This is a genomic window from Pseudomonas alcaligenes, assembly GCF_041729615.1.
Lineage (GTDB): Bacteria > Pseudomonadota > Gammaproteobacteria > Pseudomonadales > Pseudomonadaceae > Aquipseudomonas > Aquipseudomonas alcaligenes_B.
Genome location: NZ_CP154874.1, coordinates 2837591 through 2857597, shown reverse-complemented (window position 1 = coordinate 2857597; position 20007 = coordinate 2837591). Strand labels below are relative to the sequence as shown.

Sequence of the window (20007 nt, the reverse complement as noted above, 5' to 3'; positions counted from 1 at the left end):
TCAAAACCCTTGCGCGGACAGTTCCGCGGTGGGTACCGCTGCAAGTTCCAGGGCAAAGGCGCCGCGTGCCGATTGTGACGCAGTTGGCATTCCCTCGGGAACCGCCAACAGGCGCCAGGCCTGCACTTCACCCCCCTGCCACGTCCATCCGTCGGCGAACCTCGGCCGGTACAGGACCCAGGCCTGGCGCGGCAGCCAGTACCAGCAGCCGGCCTGCGGTTCGTCGCCTGCGGCCAGTTCGCCGCAGTAGCTGTCTTGCTGCCAGCGCAGCAGGACGAACGGATTCTTGCTCTTCCAGGCCTCGTCCAGCACCCGGTCCTTGGCCAGCTGCTCAGCTGCCAGACCACTGAGGCTGGCGGCCAGGTGCCGGCGGGTGGCGTCCGTGGCCCGCGCCTCGCTGACCTCGGCGATCTTCCAGCCCGGCACCAGCAACAGTGCCAGCAGCATCGCCAGACCCAGCCCCCAGCCCAACAGGCGGGCGCGGCGCACCCAGGCGCCGGCGGCGTAGTCCGGGGTCACGCGCCGCCCTTGGCCACCGAGGCCAGTTCCCACATCGGCAGGAACACACCCAGGGCCAGGATCAGCACCATCACGCCCATGGCCACGATCAGGATCGGCTCGATGGCGTCGGCCAGCTGCTTGAGGTCGTAGTCCACTTCCTGTTCGTAGAAATCCGCCACCTCGACGAACAGGTCATCCAGCGCACCGGTCTCCTCGCCCACCGCCATCATCTGCAGCACCAGCGGGGTGAACAGGCCGCTGGACGAGGCGGTGCGGGTCAGCGCCTCGCCGCGCTCGACGCCCTCGCGCATGCCGAGGATGGCCTGGCCGATGTGGCGGTTGCCGACGCTGGCGCTGTTGATCGACAGGGTCTGCAGCAGCGGCACGCCGGCGCGGTACATCATGGCGAAGGTACGGGTGAAGCGGGCCAGGGCGATGCGCTCGAAGATGCCGCCGACGATCGGCAGGCGCAGCTTGATGCTGTCCCAGCGCAGCGCGCCGGCGTCGCTCTCGATCCACCTGAAGAAGGCGTACAGGCCGCCGGCCGCCAGCGCCAGCAGCAGCCACCAGAAGTCCTGGAAGAACTGCGAGGTGCCGATCAGCACCTGGGTCGGCCAGGGCAGGTCGGCCTTGAACTGCTCGAACACCTTGGCGAAGGCCGGGATCACCAGCAGGTTGATCACCACCAGGGCCACGGCCATGGCCGCCAGGACGAACAGCGGGTAGCGGGTGGCCTGCTTGATGCGCTTGCGCGTCTCGCGCTCCAGTTCCAGGTAGCTGGACAGCTGGCGGAAGGCCTGGTCGAGCTGGCCGGTGTTCTCGCCGACGCTGACCATGCTGATGAACAGGGTGGTGAACACCTTGGGATGGGCATTGAGGGCCACGGCCATGCTCATGCCGCCCTCGAGGTCGGCGCGCACCGCCTGCAGCACCTCGCGGAAGTACAGGTTGCGGTGCGACTCGGCCAGGCCGCCGATGGCGCGGATGATCGGCACCCCGGCCTTGCTCAGGCTGTACATCTGGCGGCAGAAGATGATCAGTTCTTCCAGGTCGACGCGCTTGCGCCGCAGCCTCTCCTGCAGGGCGGCAAGCACGTCCTCGCCGCCCTGCCCGGCCTGTTCCTCGATGGTCAGCGGGGTGATCTGCTGCGCCAGCAGCTCGCTGGCCAGGCTGTCGCGGCTGCTGCTCTGCAGGGTGCCGCTGACCTTGGCGCCCTGGGCATCACGACCGGTGTAGCGGAACTGGCTCATGGGCGGGACTCCCGCAGTTGCGCGGGCACAGCGAAGTCGTCCGGATGCGCTCCGGGAAGCAGGCCGCTCCGGCCCCGGATTGCATCCGGGCTACCAGAGCGCCCTGTCACCGGCCCTCGCCCATTCATGGGAGAGGGGGTGGTGCGAGCGATGCCTGAGCGGCCGCTCACACCAGCACCTCGTCGGTGAGGGTGGCGCAGACCTTGAGCACCTCCTCCACGCTGGTCACCCCGGCCAGGGCGTAGTCCAGTGCGCAGGCGGCCAGCGGACGGTAGCCGGCGCTGGCCTTGGCGGCCTGGGCGAACTCGTGCGGGTCGTTACGGCGCAGGGCGGCGACCATCGCCTCGTCCATCTCCAGCAGCTCGTACACGCCCAGGCGCCCGGCGTAGCCGCTGTTGTGGCACTGGTGGCAGCCGGCACCGAGCTTGAACGAACGCCCCGCCAGCGAAGCGCCGTGCAGGTTCTCCAGCCAGGCCAGCTGCTGCGGCTCGGGCTGGTGCTCCTGCATGCAGTTCTCGCACACCCGGCGCACCAGGCGCTGGGCCAGCACGGCGTTGAGCGAGGTGGCCACCAGGAAGGGCTCGGCGCCCATGTCGACCAGGCGCATGGCCGAGGTCAGGGCGTCGTTGGTGTGCAGGGTGGACAGCACCAGGTGGCCGGTGAGCGCGGCGCGCAGGCCGATCTCGGCAGTCTCCTGATCGCGCATCTCGCCGATCAGCACGATGTCCGGGTCCTGGCGCAGGGCGGCGCGCAGCACGCGGGCGAAGGTCAGGTCGATCTTGGCGTTGACCTGCACCTGGTTGATCCGCGGCAGGCGGTACTCGACCGGGTCCTCCACGGTGATGATCTTCTTCTCCGGGCTGTTCAGCTCGGCCAGCCCGGCGTACAGCGTGGTGGTCTTGCCCGAGCCGGTGGGGCCGGTGACCAGCACCATGCCGTAGGGGCGCTGCAGCAGGCGGCGGAAACGCGCCAGCATGTCCGGCGGCATGCCGCCGGCGTCCAGGCTGGCGATGCCGGCGCTCTGGTCGAGCAGACGCATCACCACCGACTCGCCGAACTGCACCGGCATGGTCGACACGCGCACGTCGATGTTGCGGTTCTTCACCCGGATGTTGAAGCGGCCGTCCTGCGGCAGGCGCTTCTCGGAGATATCCAGGCCGGACATGATCTTCAGGCGCATGACCAGCGCCGAGGCGATGCGCTGCTCCTTCATCACCTGCTCGTTGAGCACGCCGTCGATGCGCTGGCGGATGCGCACCACGCCCTCGTCCGGCTCGATGTGGATGTCCGAGGCCTTCATCTGCACGGCGTCCTCGAACAGGGTCTGCAGCAGGCGCACCACCGGGGCGTCGCTGACGTTGTCGGCGCCGAGCTTGGCCAGGTCGAAGTCGCTGTCCTGCAGCTCGCCTTCCAGCTCGCCGGCGATCGAGGCGATCTCGCTGGTGCGTCGGTAGACCAGGTCGAGGGTGGCCAGCAGCTCGGCCTCGCGCACCACCGCCGGCTGCACGCGGGTCTTGAGGATGCGCTCCATCTCGTCGAGGGCGAACAGGTCGAGCGGGTCGGACATGCCGACCAGCAGGCCGCCGCCCTCGCGCGACAGGACGATGGCGCGGAAGCGCCGGGCCATGGCCTCGGGCAGGCTCTGCACCAGCTGCTGGTCGAACTTGAAGTGCTTGAGCTCGATGAAGGGGATCTTCAGCTGCTCGGACAGCGCGGTGAGCAGCTTGACCTCGGCGACGAAGCCCAGGTCGACCACGGTGCGGCCGAGCTTGGATCCGGTGCGCTTCTGCTCCTGCAGGGCCAGCTGCAGCTGCGCCTCGCTGATCAGCCCGGCCTGGATCAGCAGGTCGCCGAGACGCAGCTTGCGCTGGCGGACGTCATCGCTCATCGGGTACCTCCGAGGGCCGCGGCGCGTTCGCTGGCGAACTGCCGCGCGCTGTCATCCAGGCCCAGCCCCTTGAGGGCCAGGGCGTAGTGTCGGCCGGCCGCCGCCGGCTGGTCGAGCTGTTCCAGGGCGATGGCCAGGCCCAGCTGCCAGGTGGACTGGCTGGGACGCAGGGCGACCATCTGCCGGTACAGCGCGGCGCTCTCCTGCCACTGCCCGGTCTGCTGGTAACTGGCGGCCAGCAGGGCGTGATAGGTCGGCTCCTGCGCCAGGGCCGGGGCATTCTGCTCCAGGGTCGCCACGGCACCTTGGGTGTCGCCGCTTTGCAGTTGGGCACGCGCCAGCAACAGGCGCAGCTCGCTGTCATGCGGCATCTGCGCCAGCTGCGCCGGCAGCCAGCCGAGCAGGCGCTGCTGCTGGCCGTCGGCCAGGTAGGCGCGGGCCAGCCAGCGCAGCACCTCGGGGTCGCGCCCGCGGCTCTTCTGCAGCTCCTCCAGCTCGCCGATGGCACGCCGGTAGTCGCCGGCCTGCAGCGCCTGGCGCGCACGCGCCAGGCCATCGGGGCGATAGGGCGCAATGCTGACCTGCGGCGGGCCACTGGGCGCCGGTTCGGCCGGCGCGGGCTGCGGCACGCTCGGCACGGCCGCGGCGGCCGGCAGCGGCGCACTAGCCCAGGCCGGCAGGGGCGGCTCGGCGGCGACCGCGGGCGCGGCGACCGGCAGCTGCGCCAGCTCCAGCGGCTCCTCTGCCGGTGCTTCGGGCTCGCCCAGCGGCACCTCGATCCACAGCAGCCAGCGGTCGCCAGCCGGCTCCAGGCGGTCGCTGACCTGCAGGCCCTCGCCGAGGCCGACCAGCAGTACCTGCACATCCGCGCCCTGGGGCTCGACGCGCCAGGACAGGCTGCGCCCATTGCGCTGCACGCGGCCGGACTGCGCCTCGCCGGCCAGCTGCACGCCGGCCAGGCGCAGGCTCACCGCGCCGCTCTCCTCGGTGCGCTGGTAGGGCACCGAGCGCTCCAGCAGCAGTTGCAGCACCAGGCCGCGGGCATCGTGCTGCGGCAGCACTTCGAGCAGGCGCGGGGCGGCCACAACGGGCGCGGCGGGCGCCTCGGCCTCGCGCTTAGGCATGACCCCGCCCCAGGGAATCTGGCCATTGACCACGCGCCCGATCATCAGGCCGATCAGCACGGCCAGCAGCATCACCGCCATGAACCAGATCGAGCCCCGGCGCAGCCGTTCGATGCGCTCGCGGCGCGCGGCGCCGGCCTCGTCCACCGCCTGCAGGCCCTCCAGGGCCAGGCGTTCGGTCGGCGCGGCGCGGCGCTCCTCGAGGTCGCGCAGCATGTCGTTGACCAGGCTCATGGCAGCAGCTCCCGCCACTGGCCGAGCCAGGGCCAGGCGCCGATCACCAGCAGCAGCGACAGGCTGGCCGCCGCCAGGCCCCAGCCGAGCCAGGCCGGCTGCCGCGCCAGGAAGGGCTGGGCGCCTTCGGTATCCAGCTGGGCGCGGCGCACGTGTGCGACGCCGACCTGGCGACGGCCCTCGCCGAAGGCGGCCATCAGCGCCTTGTGCGCGAGGATGTTGATCAGCCGTGGGATGCCGCCGCTGCCACGCACCAGGTGGCGGATGGCACGCGCGGCGAACAGCGGCTCGCCGCGGTAGCCGGCCACCGCCAGGCGCTCATTGAGGTAGCGGGTGCAGTCCTTCACGTCGAGCGGGCGCAATTGATAGGAGAAGGTGATGCGCTGGCGCAGCTGGCGGAACTCGTCGCGGGCCAGGGTGGCGTCCAGTTCCGGCTGGCCGAACAGCACCACCTGCAGCAGCTTGGCCTGCTCGGTCTCCAGGTTGGTGAGCAGGCGCAGGGCCTCCAGGGTAGCGGTCGGCAGGGCCTGCGCCTCATCGATCAGCAGCACGGTGCTGCGGCCTTCGGCGGCCAGCTGGATCAGCCGGCAATGTAGGGCATCGAGCACGCCCTGGGCATCCAGCTCGTCGAGGCTCTCGACCAGCAGCTCGCGGGCCAGGGCCTGGCGCAGGCCGACCGGGCTCATCCCCGGGTTGGGCAGGTAGGCCAGCTGGTAGCGCTCGCTGGGCAGGCTGTTGAGCAGGGCGCGACACAGCAGGGTCTTGCCGGTGCCAACCTCGCCGGTGACCTTGATGAAACCCTCGCCTTCGCCCAAGGCCACGCGCAGCAGGTTGAGGCAGGCCTGATAGGGCGCCAACTGCACCAGGAAGCCGGTGTTGGGGGTCAGCGCGAAAGGCTTCTCGCGCAGGCCGAAGAAGGCTTCGTACATGCCTTACCTCAGCTCCTTGAAGCTTTCCGCGCTGCGCCGGATCTCGTCCAGCCAGACCTCGTCGCTGACCACCTGCGGGCGCATGAGGATGACCAGCTCGCTCTTCTGCAGGGCCTTGCGCTGCTGCTTGAACAGGTTGCCAACCAGCGGCAGGGTGCTGGCCCAGGGCACCTCGGCGTCGGTGTTCTCGTTGGTGTTCTGCAACAGGCCGCCGATCACCACCACCTGGCCGCTGCGCGCCCGCACGATGGAGTCGGACTGGCGCGAGGTGGACAGGGCCAGGGGCAGGTTGAACACGTTGTCCTCGCCGAGGACGATGGTCTTGTTCTGGTCCTCGACCCGGCTCACGGTCGGCCGCACGTGCAGGGTGACCACGTCGTTCTGGTCGATCTGCGGAGTCACATCCAGCGAGATGCCGGAGAAGAACGGGGTCAGGGTGATGTCCTGGGTCGGCTCGGTGACGCCGGCGGCGGTGGTGGTCGTGCTGCTGGACGACACCTCGGTGACGAAGAACTCGTCGGAGCCGACCTTGATCACCGCCTTCTGGTTGTTCAGCGTGGAGATGCGCGGGCTGGACAGCACGCGCACCTCGCCCTGGGTCTGCAGCAGCTGGATCAGCCCGGTGAAGTCGCCGAGGGTGACGATGCCGCTGAACACCCCGCCGATGTCGGTGGGGCCGCTGAGGGCCTCGCCCTCGAGAATCGCACCGCCGTCGCCGCCCAGCTGCTCCCAGCTGATGCCGGCCTGGAAGCCGTCGTTGAGCTGCACTTCGAGGATCTTGGTCTCCAGGATCACCTGGCGCTGCAGGTTGCGCTGGGCCTGTTCGAGGAAGCGCGCGACGTTCTCCTGGTCGGCGCTGCTGGCACGCACCACCAGCAGGCTGGCCTGCGGGTTGACCACCACGCTGTTGCCCTCCTCGCCACCGACTATGGCCTGCACCACGGCCTGTACCTCGCGCCAGAAGTCGACGTTGCTGGTGGTGATCACCTTGCTGGCGTTGAGGGTGGTCACCGAACTGTCGCTGCTGGAGGTGCCGTTGCTGTCCGAGCTGCTGTTGCTCTGGCTGCTCTCCACCTGGCCGGAGCTGACCCGGGTGTCGGACTCGCCGAGGCGCTGCAGGTTGAGGTAGTTGAGGTCGTAGCTGCGCGTGACCACCTTGTTCGGCAGGATCTGGTAGCCGTAGCTGGTGCGGCGGAAGTCATAGCCGTAGCTGTCGCGCACGGCCGCCAGGACTTCCTCCAGGGTCACCCGGCGCAGGCTGAAGGTGATGTTGCCGGTCACTTCCGGGTGCACCACCAGGTTCTGCCCGGCGCTCTCCATCAGGCTGAGGAAGAAGTCGCGCGCCGGCAGGTCCTTGGCCGCCACGTCGAAGCGCGGCCCGCCGGCGAAACTGGCGCTGCTGGTCAGCGGCGGGATCAGCGCGGCCTGCACGGCGGGCGGCGGGGTGACCTTGCCCTGGGCCTGCTGCAGGCTCTCGTCGAGCAGCTTGCCGCTCTGCTCGTAGAGCTGCTGGTCGCCGTCGATGAAGGTCTGGCAGGCGCTGAGCAGGCAGGCCAGGCCCAGCAGGAGGCCGCGTTGGGGCAGTGTCGGAGTCATGGGCATCATCGGCTCGGCTTCGCAACGGGTTCGACCAGGCGCAGCAGTTCCTGCCTGCCCTGGCGTTCGATCAGTACGGAATGGGGGTGGATGGCCAGTACGCGCAGGCCGGCGTGCTGCTCGCCGACGCGCAGGCTCTGGCCGTCGATCACCGCGCGGCTGCCCTGGGCGCCGCGCAGGATGGCCTGCAGGCTGAGCGCCGCCGGCGCGTCGGCTGCGGCGCTGGCCGGCTGCAGATCGGCCGGCGGCTGGGTCGGATCGACCGCCGCCTGCGCCACGCCAAGGGTCAGCCACAGGCTGAGGAGCACGCTTCTAGACACCGACCCATCCCGCCTCGCGGCTCAAGGTGAAGAGTTTCAGGCTGATCTGCGCGCGCCCCGGGCCGGCTTCGCCGACGCGGTAGTCGAGGCTGTCCCAGTTCAGCTTCCAGCCGCTGGCCTGCACGGCCTGCAGGTACTGCAGCAGGTCGAAGTAGCCGCCCTCCAGCTGCAGCACCAGGCCGTGACGGTAGAGCACGGCAACCGGCGCGGCGGCCGCGCTGGCGTCTGGCGGCGCGGCGGCATCGTCCTGCGCCAGCTGCACCGGCTCGCTGAAGCTCTGCATGCCCACCAGGCTGAGGCCCTGCTGCGCACGCAGCAGGCTCTGCAGCACGGCCTTCATCTTGGCCGGGGTGACCAGCTCGGCGGTGCCGCTGTCGATCTGCCGCAGCAGCTCCTCGCGGCTGGCCGAGGCCGCCAGCAGGGCACTGCGGTAGGGAATGTTGGGGTCGGCGGCGAGCCGGGCCTGCAGTTCGGCCAGGCCGGCGGCGGCCTCGGCGCCACGGCCTTCGGCCAGCTTGATTGCCGCCTGCTGGCGTGCCAGCTTGGCGCTCAGCGGGTCGCCGAGCAGCAGCAGGTAGAGCATGCCGAGCAGCACCAGGCCCACCGCGTAGGTCAGCCACTGCTCGCGCGGGGCCATGCCCTGCCAGCGTTGCAGCCAGTTATTCATCGGCCTTCTCCTGCGCGGCGGGACGTGACGACAGGTCGAAATCCAGCAGGCGGTCGGCGCCGCGCTGCACGTCCAGGCGGGCGAACTCGCGGCCCTTGAACACCGGGCTGCGGCCCAGGGCCTCGAGGTACTGCGGCAGCAGCTCCTGGTTCTGGCTGCGCCCCTGCAGGCGCAGCTGGGTGCCGCCCTCGGCCAGGTGGATGCCGTTCAGCCACAGGCGCCCCTGCGGATGATGCTCGGCCAGGGCCTGCAGCGGCGCGACGAAACCGGCGTTCTGCTGCTGCGAGAGCAGCTGCAGGTAGGCGATCAGGCGCTGCAGCTGGCGGTTGTCCGCCTCGCGCGCGGCCAGTTCGGCGGGCAGGCGGCTGTCCAGCTGCGGCTCGACGAACGCGGTCTTGGCCGCGCCCAGACGGGTTTCCTGCTCCACCGCAGCCGCCTCGGCGCGGGCCAGGCGCTGCCCGGCCTGGTGCAGCTGCCAGCCCTGCCAGGCAGCATGCAGCAGGCACAGCACGACCAGCACGGCGACGCCGAGCAGCATCTGCGCCTTCTGCGGGCCGGCGCGGCGCGCGCGCTCGACCTGATAGAGGTTGAGGTTCTGCATCAGGGCGCCTCCTGGCGCAGGGCGGCGCCGACGGCGGCCATGCAGTAGGCCTGCTCGGCCTCGCCCAGCTCGGCGGCGGCCTGACCGGGGAACAGCTGGCGCAGGTCCAGCGCCTGCAGCTTGACCGCCAGCCCGGCGGACAACGCCTGCAGCGCCGCGGCACCGTCGCGCTTGGCCGGCAGCAGCAGCAGGCGGTTGATGTAGCCCTTGCCCAGCTGGCTCTCGAAGTAGTCCAGCGAGCGCTGGATCTCCAGGGTCACCGCGCCGTAGTCGCCGCTGGCGTGCTCCAGGCCCTGCTCGATGCGCCGCGCCATGTACAGGTCGGCGCCGTTCTGCACGCTGATCAGCCCCTCGCTGGAACGCAGGCGCAGCAGGGCGAGGTTCATGCCGTCGGCGCCGGCCAGCAGGCCGAGGTTACGGAAGGCCATCTCGGTGACGTCGATGCTCTGCAGGTGCAGCCCGGCCTGGTTGACCAGGTCGCCCCAGGCCTGCATGCGCGCCTTGCCCAGCACGGCGCAGTAGGCCATGCGCGAGCGCCCGCGGTAGGCGTCCTCGGGCAGGCAGAAGGCGTCCACCACCACCTGCTCCAGGGGCTCGGCGATCAGGTCCTTGACCCGCCAGCGCATGGCGTCGCGCAGCTCCTCGGCGGGCACCTCGGGAGCATCGAGCAGGAGCATCTGGTAGGTGGCGGGGTGCAGCACCAGGTTGACCGCCATGTCGGCCAGGCCGAACTCGGCCACCAGCGCCTTGAGCAGCGCCGGCTGCTCGGCGGGAGCGGCGGCGCGAAACAGGCAGTCGAGCAGGCGCGGCGCCTCACCGGGCACGCGCTGGACCCGCGCCAGGGCGATGCCCTCGGGGCCGGTCTCGATGCCCAACAGTCCTGCCGCTGTCTTTCTTCTTCTGGCGAACCACACCAACTGCGCTTTCCCCCGCTGCCGGCCTTCCCGCTACATGGGCGGGGCGTGCTCGGTGCATTGTAGAATGGCGGCCACCGATCCTGCCTGAGCCCGATCAATGTTCCATGTCGTCCTGTTCCAGCCGGAGATTCCCCCGAACACCGGCAACATCATCCGCCTCTGTGCCAACACCGGCTGCCAGCTGCACCTGATCGAACCACTGGGTTTCGAACTGGATGACAAGCGCCTGCGCCGTGCCGGAATGGACTACCACGAATACGCGACATTAAAACGCCACTACTCTCTGGACGACTGTATCACGGAAATCCGCCCCGACAGAATATTGGCATTCACCACCAAGGCTAGTCACAGCTACGCGCAGATGGAATACCGCGCCGGCGACATGCTGCTGTTCGGCCCGGAGAGCCGTGGCCTGCCGGCCGAGGTACTGGCGCAATTCCCCGACGAACAGCGCCTGCGCATGCCGATGCGCCCGCAGTGCCGCAGCCTGAACCTGTCCAACGCGGTGGCCGTGGTGGTCTACGAGGCCTGGCGGCAGCTGGATTTCGCCGGCTCCTGAAATGCAAAAAGCCGCCCGCGGGCGGCTTTTTCTGCGCCGGCGCGATCAGGCCTGGGCGGCCTGCTGCTGGCGCTGCAGCTCCTGGGCGTAGAGGGCGTCGAAGTTCACCGGCGACAGCATCAGCGCCGGGAAGGAACCACGGATCACCAGGCTGTCCAGCGCCTCGCGGGCGTAGGGGAACAGGATGTTCGGGCAGAAGGCGCCGAGGGTGTGGCTCATGGAGGCGGCGTCCAGACCCTTGATCAGGAAGATGCCGGCCTGCTGCACTTCGGCGATGAAGGCGATCTCCTCGCCGGTCTTCACCGTCACCGAGAGGGTCAGCACCACTTCGTGGAAGTCGCCGTCCAGGGTCTTCTGCTTGGTGTTGAGGTCCAGCGCGACGCTCGGCGCCCACTCCTGGCGGAAGATTTCCGGGCTCTTCGGCGCCTCGAAGGACAGGTCCTTGACGTAGATGCGCTGCAGGGAGAATTGCGGCCCTTCGTTGTTCTGGGCGGCGCCGTTGTTCGCTTGTTCGGTCATGACGGTTCTTCTTGTTTACGGGTTTCTGAAAGGGTTCAGGCGCCGAGCAGGGCGTCGAGCTTGCCGGCGCGCTCCAGGGCGAACAGGTCGTCGCAGCCGCCGACATGGGTTTCGCCGATCCAGATCTGCGGCACCGAAGTGCGCCCGGCCTTGCGGGTCATCTCGGCGCGCACGGCCGGCTGGCCGTCCACGCTGATCTCGCGAAAGGCCACGCCCTTGCCGCTGAGCAGCTGCTTGGCGCGGATGCAGTAGGGGCACCAGGCGCTGGAGTAGACGAGCACCTCGGGCATGTCACTTGACCACGGGCAGGTTGTCGCCACGCCAGCTGGCGATGCCGCCGCCCAGCTTGGCCGCGGTGTAGCCGGCCTTCTTCAGGTCGCGGGCGACGGAGCCGGCATGCTGGCCCATGGCATCGACCACGATGATGGTCTTGGCCTTGTGCTTCTCCAGCTCGGCGATGCGGCTGGCCAGCTTGTCGAAGGGGATGTTCAGCGCGTCGACGATGTGCCCGGCGGAGAAGTCCTTGTGGTTGCGCACATCCAGCACCACGGCCTGGTCGGCGTTGACCAGCGCGGTCAGCTCGCGGCTGGTCAGGCTCTGTCCGCCCTTGCGCAGCTCGGTGACGATCAGCAGCACCAGGAGGAAGACGAAGCATGCGCTCAGTACATAGTGATTAGTGGCAAATTCAATCAGTTGGGCCAGCATCGCGAGGTTCCAAAGCCTTAAAATGGCGGCCAGTATACACAGCCCCACAGGTCGGCCAAGCCCCGCCCGGCGGTGACGCCGCGGGCTTATGGCCGTAAAATGCGCGACCTTTTTTGATCACCCACAGCGAGCCAGCTTTACATGAGCGCGACGCCCAAACCCCTGGTCCTGATCATCCTCGACGGCTTCGGCCACAGCGACAGCCCCGAGTACAACGCCATCCATGCGGCCAACACCCCGGTGTACGACCGCCTGCGCGCCACCTACCCGCACGGCCTGATCTCGGGCTCGGGCATGGACGTGGGCCTGCCGGACGGCCAGATGGGCAACTCCGAGGTCGGTCACATGAACCTCGGCGCCGGCCGCGTGGTGTACCAGGACTTCACCCGGGTGACCAAGGCGATCCGCGACGGCGAGTTCTTCGACAACGCCGAGATCAATCGCGCCGTGGACAAGGCCGTGAGCGCCGGAAAGGCCGTGCACATCCTCGGCCTGCTGTCGGACGGCGGCGTGCACAGCCACCAGGACCACATCGTCGCCATGGCCGAGCTGGCTGCCCGACGCGGCGCCGAGCGGATCTACCTGCACGCCTTCCTCGACGGCCGCGACACCCCGCCGAAGAGCGCCCAGCCGTCCATCGAGCTGCTCGACGCCACCTTCGCTCGCCTCGGCAAGGGCCGCATCGCCAGCCTCACCGGCCGCTACTTCGCCATGGACCGCGACAACCGCTGGGACCGCGTCGAGCAGGCCTACCACCTGATCGTCGACGGCCGGGGCGAATTCAGCGCCGCCAGCGCCGTGGAGGGCCTGCAGGCCGCCTACGCGCGCGGCGAGAGCGACGAGTTCGTCAAGGCCACCACCATCGGCGCGCCGGTGCGGGTGGAAGACGGCGATGCGGTGATCTTCATGAACTTCCGCGCCGACCGCGCCCGCGAGCTGACCCGCGCCTTCGTCGAGGCCGACTTCCAGGAATTCGCCCGCCAGCGCGCCCCGCAGCTGGCCGGCTTCGTCATGCTCACCCAGTACGCCGCCAGCATCCCGGCGCCCAGCGCGTTCAAGCCGGAGGCCCTGACCAACGTGCTCGGCGAGTACCTGGCCAACAACGGCAAGACCCAGCTGCGCATCGCCGAGACCGAAAAGTACGCCCACGTCACCTTCTTCTTCTCCGGCGGCCGCGAGGAGCCCTTCGCCGGCGAGGAACGCATCCTCATCCCCTCGCCCGACGTCGCCACCTACGACCTCAAGCCGGAGATGAGCGCGCCGGAAGTCACCGACCGCATCGTCGAGGCCATCCTCCAGCAGCGCTACGACGTGATAGTGGTCAACTACGCCAACGGCGACATGGTCGGCCACACCGGCGTATTCGCGGCCGCGGTCAAGGCCGTGGAGACCCTGGACAACTGCATGGGCCGCATCGTCGAGGCGCTGGACAAGGTCGGCGGCGAGGCGCTGATCACCGCCGACCACGGCAATGTCGAGCAGATGGAGGACGAGTGCACCGGCCAGGCGCACACCGCCCACACCTGCGAGCCGGTGCCCTTCATCTATGTCGGCAAGCGCCCGGCGACTGTACGCGCCGGCGGCGTGCTGGCCGACGTAGCGCCGACCCTGCTGACCCTGATGGGCCTGCCGGTGCCGGCGGAAATGACCGGCAAGACCATAGTCGAACTGCAATAACCCGGAGTAATCCGTGAAGCGCCCGTCGGCATTGGCCGGCGGGCGTTTTTTTTGCGCCACACCGCGGGCATACTAGGCCCTCCTTCGCTCCAGGTGCCGCATCGCCCATGTTCCGCGCCCTCGCCCTCGTACTCCTCGCCAGCCTGAGCGTCCCGGCCTTCGCCGACGACAAGGCGCAAACCCAGAAGCAGCTGGAAGCCGCCCGCGCCGACGTGGCCGAGCTGAAGAAGCTGCTGGAGAAGCTGCAACAGGAGAAATCCGGCGTGCAGAAGGAACTGCAGCGCACCGAGAAGGAGATGGGTGGCCTGGAGAAGCAGGTCAAGGGCCTGGAGAGCGAGCTGAAGAAGAGCGAGGAAGAGCTCGAGCGCCTCGACCAGGAGAAAAAAAACTCCAGCAATCGCGCCTTGAACAGCAGCGTCTGATCGCCATACAGGCCCGCGCCGCCTACCAGAGTGGCCAGCAGGAGTCCCTGCGCCTGCTGCTCAACCAGCAGCAGCCGGAACAGTTCTCGCGCACCCTCACCTACTACGACTACCTGGGCAAGGCCCGGGTCGAGCAGCTCGCCACCTTCAACGAGACCCTGCGCCAGCTGGCCAACGTGGAGAACGACATCGTCAGCCAGCAGGCTCGCCTGCAGGAGCAGAAGAGCGCCCTGGACAGCCGCCGCGAGCAGCTCGCGGCCGCCCGCAAGGAGCGCCAGAGCGCACTGGCCAAGCTGAACAAGGAGTACGGCGCCGGCGACCGCAAGCTCAAGGCGCGCCAGCAGGAGCAGGAACAGCTCACGCGGGTGCTCAAGACCATCGAGGAGACCCTCGCCCGCCAGGCCCGCGAAGCCGAGGAGGCACGCCGCCTGGCCGCCCAGCAGGCGCAGCAGGCGCGCAACCCGGCCAGCCGCCCGCTGCCGCTCGGCCCCGCAGTGTCCAGCGAGGGCGCCAACTTCGGCGGCCCCTTCGCCAAGGCCAAGGGCAAGCTGCCCTGGCCGGTCAACGGTCGCCTGGTGGCGCGCTACGGCTCGCCGCGCGACGGTGACGCGCGCGCCAAGTGGGATGGCGTGCTGATCGGCGCCAGTGCCGGCAGCCAGGTGCGTGCCGTGCACGGCGGCCGCGTGGTGTTCGCCGACTGGTTGCGCGGCGCCGGGCTTCTGGTCATCCTCGACCATGGCAATGGCTACCTGAGCCTGTACGGCCACAACCAGAGCCTGCTCAAGGACGCCGGCGACATCGTCAAGGCCGGCGAGGCCATCGCCACGGTCGGTACCAGCGGCGGCCAGGACACCCCGGCCCTGTACTTCGCCATCCGCCAGCAGGGTCGCCCGAGCGACCCGGCGCAGTGGTGCCGCGCGCAAGGATGACGGTCCGCGTACCGTCGGCGCCTCTTCATCATTGGGAGTTCACATGCAGCAATTCCGTCGCCTCACCCCCCTCGCCCTGGCCCTCGGCCTGCTGCTCGGCAGCCCCACCCTGCTGGCCGCCGAGGATGACGCCCCTGCCGTCGCGGTGGACAACGGCAAGGCGCCGCTGCCACTGGAGGAGCTGCGCACCTTCGCCGAGGTGATGGACCGCATCAAGGCTGCCTACGTCGAGCCGGTGGACGACAAGACCCTGCTGGAGAATGCCATCAAGGGCATGCTCAGCAACCTCGACCCGCACTCCGCCTACCTGGAGCCGGAGGCCTTCGCCGAGCTGCAGGAGAGCACCAGCGGCGAGTTCGGCGGCCTCGGCATCGAGGTCGGCACCGAGGACGGCTTCATCAAGGTGGTGTCGCCGATCGATGACACCCCCGCCTCCAAGGCCGGCATCCAGCCCGGCGACCTGATCGTCAAGATCGACGGCCAGCCGACCAAGGGCCTGTCGCTGATGGAGGCGGTGGACAAGATGCGCGGCAAGGCCGGCAGCACGATCAGCCTGACCCTGGTGCGCGAGGGCGGCCGCCCCTTCGACGTCGAGCTGACCCGCGCGGTGATCAAGGTCAAGAGCGTGAAGAGCCAGCTGCTCGACGACGGCTACGGCCTGATCCGCATCACCCAGTTCCAGATCAACACCGGCGAGGAAGTCGGCAAGGCCCTGGCCAAGCTGCGCAAGGACAACGGCAAGAAGCTGCGCGGCCTGGTGCTGGACCTGCGCAACAACCCCGGCGGCGTGCTGCAGGCGGCGGTGGAGGTGTCCGACCACTTCCTCAAGAAGGGCCTGATCGTCTACACCGAGGGCCGCATCGCCAACTCCGAGCTGCGCTTCAATGCCGACCCGGCCGACGCCAGCGAGGGCGTGCCGCTGGTGGTGCTGATCAACGGCGGCAGTGCCTCGGCCTCGGAGATCGTTGCCGGCGCCCTGCAGGACCACAAGCGCGGTGTGCTGATGGGCACCGACAGCTTCGGCAAGGGCTCGGTGCAGACCGTGTTGCCGCTGAACAACGACCGCGCCCTGAAGCTGACCACCGCCCTCTACTTCACCCCCAACGGCCGCTCCATCCAGGCCCAGGGCATAGTCCCGGACATCGAAGTGGCCCGTGCCAAGGTGACCCGCGAGGCGGACGGCGAGCTGGTCAAGGAGGCCGACCTGGCCGGCCACCTGGGAAACGGCAATGGCGGCGCGGACAAGCCGAGCAACGGCAAGAAGGCCCAGGACCCGCGCCCGCAGGACGACGACTACCAGCTGAGCCAGGCCCTCAACCTGCTCAAGGGGCTGAACGTCACCCGCGGCGAGTGAGCCGGGCGGCAGAAATGAAAAACCCGGGCAAGCCCGGGTTTTTTCTTGTCGGCGCCGTTACTCGACGTACTTCTGGAAGATCTTGTCTACGGTGCCGTCGGCGCGCAGGCCGTCGAGGGCCTTCTGCAGGCGCTCGATCACCTCGTCCGGGGTCTCCGGGTTGAGCGCCAGGTAGAGCTGGGCACTGTCGAAGCGCAGCACGGTCTTCAGACCGGTCACGCCCTCCTGCTTGGCCAGGTAGCGCCCGGCGGGGTCGCCGGTGGCCCACAGGTCGATCTTGCCGTCGACCAGCTTGCGCGCGTTCTCCTGATCGCGGAACGAGCTGATCGGCTGCAGGCCCTGCTTGAGCAGGTGCTCCTCGATGGCGTCGCCCTTGTAGGCACCGACCCGGTACGACTTGGCCTGCTCCAGGCTGAGCAGATTGATGTTGCTGTCGGCCTTGGCCAGCATCACCCAGTCATCCGGCCCGATGGGGCCGACCCACTTGAACAGCTTCTCCCGCTCCGGCAGCTTGGCCGCGACGAACACCCCGTGGTTGGGCATTTCCAGGGCCATCTTGTAGATCCGCGCCCAGGGGAAGCGCAGGGTCATGTGGTAGGCAATGCCGGCCTTCTTGAAGGTCTCGCGCACCACTTCCACGGCGATGCCGTCGAGGTTCTCCTCGCGCGCATAGTTCTTGCCGTTGGTCGCCATGTTGTAGGGCGGGAAGTTCTCGGTGAGCAGCACCACCCGGTAGTCGGCGGGGAGTTCGGCTCGCGCCAGGCTGGAGCACAGCAGGCCCACGCCGAGAAGCAGCAGGGTCAGTCGCTTCGACAACATTTGCGGTTCCTTGAGTCGGGAGAGGCGTGCCCGGCGGCCGGTGCTGGTCCGCCCCGGGCGGGCTGAAGGTTAGCACGAACCCCGCCGCCGGCGAAAAACCGCCGGCAGCGGGCCGGGCGCCGCCACAGCGGCGGGCGCTTACAGGTAGCTGCCGGTGATCTGGTCGACGAAGCCTTCGCTGCGCAGCTCGTCCAGGGCCTTCTGCAGGCGCTGCACCACTTCGTCCGGGGTTTCCTTGTTCAGCGCCAGGTACAGTTCGGCGCTGTTGAAGCGCAGCACCACCTGCAACCCGCTGACGCCCTCCTGGCGCGCCAGGTAGCGACCGACCGGGTCGGTGGTGGCCCACAGGTCGATCTTGCCGTTCATCAGCTTGGCCACGTTCTCCTGGTCGCGCAGGGAGTTGATCGGCTTGAGCTTCTTGCTCTCCAGATGCTGGCTGACGGCATCGTTGGTGTAGGCGCCGATCTTGTACTGGGCCGCCTCTTCCAGGCTGTTCAGCTTGATCTCGCTGCCAGGCGCGGCGAGCAGCACCCACTCGCTCTTGGCCAGCGGGCCGACCCACTTGAACAGCGGCTTGCGCTCCTCGGTGTAGGTGGTGGAGAACAGGCCGTAGTTGGGCTTGTCCAGGGTCAGGCGATAGATGCGGTCCCAGGGGAAGCGCAGGCTGAGGTTGTAGCCGATGCCGGCACGCTTGAACATCTCGCGGGCGATATCGGCGCTGATGCCGTCGATGTTGTCGTCGCGGGCGAAGTTCTTCTCGTCGATGGCCATGTTGAACGGCGGGAAGTTCTCCGTCAGCAGGATCACCTTGTAGTCTTCGGAGAGTTCGGCGTGGGCGCCGCCGGCCAGCAGGAGCAGGCCGAGGGCGAGGCCCTTCTTCAGATTGTTCAGCATTGCAGTACAGCTCCAGAGTTGTGGTTGTTTTGGCGACTTCATCTGCAAATGGCCACCCACAGGGCCTTGCACCCCCGGATGGTCTTCGACCGGCAGACTGACCGGCGCAGTTGGAAGCGGGCATAGTGCCACGTCAGCGGCCAACTACGTTGAACTGCCTCACGCCGGCGGTCGCCGGATGAGTCGCGCGCGCCCAATGGCACGCAAGAAACGAACCAGCCGGCAGGGCCGTGGCAGCTCCGGGTCACGGCAAAGGGGCATCCGGAGCGCAGCCGGCGGCGGACGCAACGCAACGCAACGCAACAGCACGGGATCCGCGTACACGCTGCAGCATGCCTATTCTCGGCCGATAATGGCATCATGCCTCGAATCATCTGACTGCCATCCCTATGCGCCTACGCCTCGACCCGACCCGCGACATCGACGCCGCTCTGCTGCGCTACCGCAAGCTGTTCTGGGTGATCGCCCTGTTCAGCGGCGTGATCAATCTGCTCACCGTGGTGCCGGCCATCTACATGATGCAGGTGTTCGATCGGGTGATGGCCAGTCGCAACGAAACCACCCTGCTGCTGCTCACCCTGCTGGCCCTCGGCCTGTTCCTGCTCAGCTCATTGGTGGAGTGGGTGCGCGGCCAGGTGATGATCAAGATGAGCGTGGGCATCGATCTCGATCTGGGCGAGCGCCTGTTCGGCGTGGCGTTTCAGAAGAGCCTGAAGGAGCACAACGCCAACCCGGCCCAAGTACTCAGCGATCTCAATGCCTTGCGCCAGTTCCTCACCGGCTCGGCGCTGATCGCCCTGCTCGACCTTCCGTGGATGCCGATCTTCCTCATCGTGACCGGCCTGCTGCACCCCTGGCTGGGACTGTTCACCCTGCTCGGCGCACTGATCCTGTTCGGCCTGGCGATGTGGAACGAACACGCCACCCGCGATGGTCTGGACGAGGCCAACCAGATTTCCGTGCACTCGGCCAAGTACGTCAACAGCACCCTGCAGAACGCCGAAGTGATCCAGGCCATGGGCATGCTGAAGAACCTTCAGCTGCGCTGGGGCGCCCTGCAACAGCGCCTGATCGGCGCGCAGACCGCCGCCAGCGACAAGGCGGCAAGGATATCCACCATCACCCGCCTGGTACGCACCGCCTGGCAGTCGCTGGCCATGGGCCTGGCCATGCTGCTCATCCTCGACGGACAGATTACCGGCGGGGTAATGATGGCGGCCGGCTTCCTGATCAGTAAAGCCATGCTGCCGGCCGAACAGGCCATCGGCTCTTGGAAACAGCTGGACAGTGCCAAGGCCAGCTACGGCCGCCTGTGCCAGCTGCTCGACGAATTCCCGCGCAAGATAGAGCGCATGAGCCTGCCCGCCCCGACCGGAGCCATGCGTATCGAGCGGCTGGTGGTCAATCCGCCGGGCAGCAAGCGCCCAGCGGTCAACGGCGTGGATCTGGCACTGAACAAAGGCGAGGTGCTGGCAATCATCGGCCCCAGCGCCTCAGGCAAGTCCACGCTGGCCCGTGCGATGGTCGGCGTGTGGCCACCCAGCTACGGCTCGGTTCGCCTGGATGGCGCCGAGGTCGGCCAGTGGGACAGCGAGGCACTCGGCCCCCATATCGGCTACCTGCCGCAGGATATCGAGCTGTTCGATGGCACCGTCGCCGAGAACATCGCCCGCTTCGGCGAGACCGACTCGGCCAAGGTCATCGAGGCGGCGACCCTGGCGGGTATCCATCAGATGGTGCTGCGCTTCCCGCAGGGCTACGATACGCCACTGGGCCCCGGTGGTCTGGGCCTCTCCGGCGGCCAGAAGCAACGCATCGGACTGGCCCGCGCGCTCTACGGCAAACCGGCCCTGGTGGTGCTGGACGAGCCCAACTCCAACCTCGATGATGCCGGAGAAGCCGCCCTGGTCGCGGCCATCGACGCGCTGCGCAAGCATGGCTCCACCGTGGTGCTGGTGACCCACAGGCCGAACGTACTGGCCGTGGTCGACAAGCTACTGGTGCTGCAGGAGGGTACGCAGAAGATGTTCGGCCCCCGCGACCAGGTGCTCAAGGCACTGCTCCCCGCCGCGGCCACCCCCAGCGCCCAGACGAGCTGAACC

Annotated in this window: 19 protein-coding genes and 1 pseudogene; 5 read left to right on the top strand and 15 right to left on the bottom strand. The window is 68.6% G+C overall.

Translation table 11 applies throughout. From position 1 onward, the window contains the following. The 10 genes from AAG092_RS13825 to AAG092_RS13780 form a co-directional block, all read right to left on the bottom strand. Positions 1 to 519 (bottom strand): hypothetical protein, encoded by a 519-nt coding sequence (locus AAG092_RS13825; RefSeq protein ID WP_110682973.1) that lies wholly within the window; start codon positions 517 to 519, stop codon positions 1 to 3. Then, positions 516 to 1751, bottom strand: coding sequence for a type II secretion system F family protein (locus tag AAG092_RS13820; protein ID WP_110682972.1), 1236 nt, complete (start codon positions 1749 to 1751; stop codon positions 516 to 518). Before AAG092_RS13820 ends, AAG092_RS13825 begins: the two co-directional genes overlap by 4 nt. 166 nt (positions 1752 to 1917) lie before the next feature. Next, positions 1918 to 3639 (bottom strand): GspE/PulE family protein, encoded by a 1722-nt coding sequence (locus tag AAG092_RS13815; protein WP_110682971.1) that lies wholly within the window; start codon positions 3637 to 3639, stop codon positions 1918 to 1920. Continuing rightward, a complete protein-coding gene (locus AAG092_RS13810; protein ID WP_110682970.1) occupies positions 3636 to 4997 on the bottom strand; it encodes a lipopolysaccharide assembly protein LapB in 1362 nt (453 codons plus the stop codon). Before AAG092_RS13810 ends, AAG092_RS13815 begins: the two co-directional genes overlap by 4 nt. Continuing rightward, on the bottom strand, positions 4994 to 5926 hold the full coding sequence (locus tag AAG092_RS13805) for an ExeA family protein (protein WP_110682969.1): 933 nt from the start codon (positions 5924 to 5926) through the stop codon (positions 4994 to 4996). The genes AAG092_RS13810 and AAG092_RS13805 overlap by 4 nt, the downstream gene beginning before the upstream one ends. A 3-nt stretch (positions 5927 to 5929) precedes the next feature. After that, positions 5930 to 7522 carry a secretin N-terminal domain-containing protein gene (locus tag AAG092_RS13800; RefSeq protein ID WP_373387119.1) on the bottom strand — a complete coding sequence of 531 codons (1593 nt, stop codon included), beginning with the start codon at positions 7520 to 7522 and terminating at the stop codon, positions 5930 to 5932. A 5-nt stretch (positions 7523 to 7527) separates the two neighbouring features. Then, positions 7528 to 7830, bottom strand: coding sequence for a Type II secretory pathway component (locus AAG092_RS13795; protein ID WP_373387118.1), 303 nt, complete (start codon positions 7828 to 7830; stop codon positions 7528 to 7530). A 4-nt stretch (positions 7831 to 7834) separates the two neighbouring features. Beyond that, a complete protein-coding gene (gene gspM, locus AAG092_RS13790) occupies positions 7835 to 8509 on the bottom strand; it encodes a type II secretion system protein GspM (RefSeq protein WP_373387117.1) in 675 nt (224 codons plus the stop codon). Continuing rightward, positions 8502 to 9110, bottom strand: coding sequence for a PilN domain-containing protein (locus tag AAG092_RS13785; RefSeq protein ID WP_373387116.1), 609 nt, complete (start codon positions 9108 to 9110; stop codon positions 8502 to 8504). Before AAG092_RS13785 ends, gspM begins: the two co-directional genes overlap by 8 nt. After that, a complete protein-coding gene (locus AAG092_RS13780; protein WP_373387115.1) occupies positions 9110 to 9985 on the bottom strand; it encodes an MSHA biogenesis protein MshI in 876 nt (291 codons plus the stop codon). Before AAG092_RS13780 ends, AAG092_RS13785 begins: the two co-directional genes overlap by 1 nt. A 139-nt stretch (positions 9986 to 10124) precedes the next feature. On the opposite strand from AAG092_RS13780, the gene trmL reads away from it, so the two are divergent. Then, positions 10125 to 10586, top strand: a complete 462-nt coding sequence (trmL, locus tag AAG092_RS13775) for a tRNA (uridine(34)/cytosine(34)/5-carboxymethylaminomethyluridine(34)-2'-O)-methyltransferase TrmL (RefSeq protein ID WP_373387114.1) — start codon at positions 10125 to 10127, stop codon at positions 10584 to 10586. A 45-nt stretch (positions 10587 to 10631) separates the two neighbouring features. On the opposite strand, the gene secB is transcribed toward trmL, so the two are convergent. The 3 genes from secB to AAG092_RS13760 are packed head-to-tail and all read right to left on the bottom strand — an operon-like array spanning position 10632 to position 11810. After that, complete coding sequence (gene secB / locus AAG092_RS13770; RefSeq protein WP_110682964.1) at positions 10632 to 11105, bottom strand: protein-export chaperone SecB; 474 nt, start codon at positions 11103 to 11105, stop codon at positions 10632 to 10634. Positions 11106 to 11140: 35 nt separating this feature from the next. Further along, positions 11141 to 11395: a glutaredoxin 3 gene (gene grxC / locus AAG092_RS13765; protein WP_110682963.1), complete on the bottom strand. Its 255-nt coding sequence runs from the start codon at positions 11393 to 11395 to the stop codon at positions 11141 to 11143. 1 nt (position 11396) lies between these two features. Then, positions 11397 to 11810 (bottom strand): rhodanese-like domain-containing protein, encoded by a 414-nt coding sequence (locus AAG092_RS13760; RefSeq protein WP_110682962.1) that lies wholly within the window; start codon positions 11808 to 11810, stop codon positions 11397 to 11399. A 141-nt stretch (positions 11811 to 11951) separates the two neighbouring features. Here AAG092_RS13760 and gpmI point away from each other — a divergent pair, with 141 nt between their 5' ends. The 3 genes and pseudogenes from gpmI (at position 11952) to AAG092_RS13745 (ending at position 16192) form a co-directional block, all read left to right on the top strand. Then, positions 11952 to 13487 carry a 2,3-bisphosphoglycerate-independent phosphoglycerate mutase gene (gene gpmI, locus AAG092_RS13755; RefSeq protein ID WP_373387113.1) on the top strand — a complete coding sequence of 512 codons (1536 nt, stop codon included), beginning with the start codon at positions 11952 to 11954 and terminating at the stop codon, positions 13485 to 13487. Between the two features lie 107 nt (positions 13488 to 13594). Then, a pseudogene (locus tag AAG092_RS13750) lies at positions 13595 to 14838 on the top strand (murein hydrolase activator EnvC). 43 nt (positions 14839 to 14881) lie between these two features. Continuing rightward, a complete protein-coding gene (locus AAG092_RS13745) occupies positions 14882 to 16192 on the top strand; it encodes a S41 family peptidase (protein ID WP_373387112.1) in 1311 nt (436 codons plus the stop codon). A gap of 57 nt (positions 16193 to 16249) precedes the next feature. Here AAG092_RS13745 and AAG092_RS13740 read toward each other — a convergent pair whose 3' ends face one another. Beyond that, a complete protein-coding gene (locus tag AAG092_RS13740) occupies positions 16250 to 17008 on the bottom strand; it encodes an ABC transporter substrate-binding protein (protein WP_110683036.1) in 759 nt (252 codons plus the stop codon). A 141-nt stretch (positions 17009 to 17149) separates the two neighbouring features. Beyond that, positions 17150 to 17905: an ABC transporter substrate-binding protein gene (locus AAG092_RS13735; RefSeq protein WP_110682958.1), complete on the bottom strand. Its 756-nt coding sequence runs from the start codon at positions 17903 to 17905 to the stop codon at positions 17150 to 17152. A 389-nt stretch (positions 17906 to 18294) separates the two neighbouring features. On the opposite strand from AAG092_RS13735, the gene AAG092_RS13730 reads away from it, so the two are divergent. Then, positions 18295 to 20004 (top strand): type I secretion system permease/ATPase, encoded by a 1710-nt coding sequence (locus AAG092_RS13730; RefSeq protein ID WP_373387111.1) that lies wholly within the window; start codon positions 18295 to 18297, stop codon positions 20002 to 20004. Positions 20005 to 20007 lie beyond the last annotated feature (3 nt).

What these genes read in the sequence shown, in the direction of transcription:
- grxC (WP_110682963.1), bottom strand. Translation starts at nt 11,395, where the DNA reads ATGCCCGAGGTGCTCGTCTACTCCAGCGCCTGGTGCCCCTACTGCATC.
- AAG092_RS13730 (WP_373387111.1), top strand. Translation starts at nt 18,295, where the DNA reads ATGCGCCTACGCCTCGACCCGACCCGCGACATCGACGCCGCTCTGCTG.
- AAG092_RS13805 (WP_110682969.1), bottom strand. Translation starts at nt 5,926, where the DNA reads ATGTACGAAGCCTTCTTCGGCCTGCGCGAGAAGCCTTTCGCGCTGACC.
- gpmI (WP_373387113.1), top strand. Translation starts at nt 11,952, where the DNA reads ATGAGCGCGACGCCCAAACCCCTGGTCCTGATCATCCTCGACGGCTTC.
- gspM (WP_373387117.1), bottom strand. Translation starts at nt 8,509, where the DNA reads ATGAATAACTGGCTGCAACGCTGGCAGGGCATGGCCCCGCGCGAGCAG.
- AAG092_RS13800 (WP_373387119.1), bottom strand. Translation starts at nt 7,522, where the DNA reads ATGACTCCGACACTGCCCCAACGCGGCCTCCTGCTGGGCCTGGCCTGC.
- secB (WP_110682964.1), bottom strand. Translation starts at nt 11,105, where the DNA reads ATGACCGAACAAGCGAACAACGGCGCCGCCCAGAACAACGAAGGGCCG.
- AAG092_RS13820 (WP_110682972.1), bottom strand. Translation starts at nt 1,751, where the DNA reads ATGAGCCAGTTCCGCTACACCGGTCGTGATGCCCAGGGCGCCAAGGTC.
- AAG092_RS13745 (WP_373387112.1), top strand. Translation starts at nt 14,882, where the DNA reads ATGCAGCAATTCCGTCGCCTCACCCCCCTCGCCCTGGCCCTCGGCCTG.
- AAG092_RS13760 (WP_110682962.1), bottom strand. Translation starts at nt 11,810, where the DNA reads ATGCTGGCCCAACTGATTGAATTTGCCACTAATCACTATGTACTGAGC.
- AAG092_RS13815 (WP_110682971.1), bottom strand. Translation starts at nt 3,639, where the DNA reads ATGAGCGATGACGTCCGCCAGCGCAAGCTGCGTCTCGGCGACCTGCTG.
- trmL (WP_373387114.1), top strand. Translation starts at nt 10,125, where the DNA reads ATGTTCCATGTCGTCCTGTTCCAGCCGGAGATTCCCCCGAACACCGGC.
- AAG092_RS13810 (WP_110682970.1), bottom strand. Translation starts at nt 4,997, where the DNA reads ATGAGCCTGGTCAACGACATGCTGCGCGACCTCGAGGAGCGCCGCGCC.
- AAG092_RS13735 (WP_110682958.1), bottom strand. Translation starts at nt 17,905, where the DNA reads ATGCTGAACAATCTGAAGAAGGGCCTCGCCCTCGGCCTGCTCCTGCTG.
- AAG092_RS13785 (WP_373387116.1), bottom strand. Translation starts at nt 9,110, where the DNA reads ATGCAGAACCTCAACCTCTATCAGGTCGAGCGCGCGCGCCGCGCCGGC.